Origin of the sequence: Parabacteroides sp. AM58-2XD (assembly GCF_003463685.1) — a bacterium.
GTDB classification, from domain to species: Bacteria; Bacteroidota; Bacteroidia; order Bacteroidales; family Tannerellaceae; genus Parabacteroides; species Parabacteroides segnis.
Genome location: NZ_QSDP01000245.1, coordinates 1 through 919, shown reverse-complemented (window position 1 = coordinate 919; position 919 = coordinate 1). Strand labels below are relative to the sequence as shown.

Annotated in this window: 1 protein-coding gene; it reads left to right on the top strand. The window is 45.4% G+C overall.

All coding sequences use genetic code 11. The annotated features are described in order from the left end of the window. Positions 1 to 210 precede the first annotated feature (210 nt). The coding region (locus DXA15_RS25090) for a DEAD/DEAH box helicase family protein (RefSeq protein WP_158579724.1) at positions 211 to 919 on the top strand (709 nt) is incomplete at its 3' end.

Here is a 919-nt window from a genome sequence, read left to right as displayed (position 1 = left end):
TCAGACCGGGAAGAAAGTTTCCACGAGCAAGGAAAGGAAGGCCCAATTGTAAAAACTATACTCTAACTAATTACAAAAGAGCACTATGAACCTTAAATTGATGACATTGGGTTGAAACCAACGGCAAAAGAGAGCCTGCGGCACGAGGCTTGCCTCGTTTAAAGATAGCGTAAATAGCTCATTTCTTTCTAGTATTGACATATTTTCTCAATGTCTCTTCGCGATCTTTATCATTCTTATCATTATTTTGTCACTGAAGAATCCGGCTGTCTGCTGGTAGGCTTCAGGGAGTATTCCGTTACTTTCATTGTGAAAGAGGTATGGAATAAAGAACCTGTCGGCTTGCCGGAAGTGGACAGACTGTATACTGAAATGCAGCGAATCGGAGAAATGTGCGGCTGCAACCAGTTCCGTATCCTGGCTCACGGTGGCTATCTGCCGGAGGCACTTTCCTTTGAACTGCATGGACTGACTGTTTCGGATGATAGCTATTTGAGGAGTTTGGAAACGGGAAAGCATATAGAACTGTTTTCACATAATGAAGCGGCTTACCGGGCTATTGAGGAAGGATTCAAAACGAACAGGATCGGAGCGGTTGTACAGGCGACCGGAACAGGAAAATCCTATCTGATTGCCCGTTATATCGTCAATCATTCGGAAGATGATATAGTGGTTATCGCTCCCAACGTTACGATCATTGCCGAGATCAAAAAAGCAATTGGCAGGACAATGCCGCATGTTGCCTACCGGACTTTTCAGGCATTAGTTCTGAATCGCGGAACAGTGGGTGAACTCAAAGCGGATCATATCATTATCGACGAGTTCCATCATTTCGGAGCGGAGGTATGGGGACAGGCTGTACAGGAAGTAATAGATAACAATCCGGAAGCCCGTGTACTGGGAATGTCGGCCACTCCAA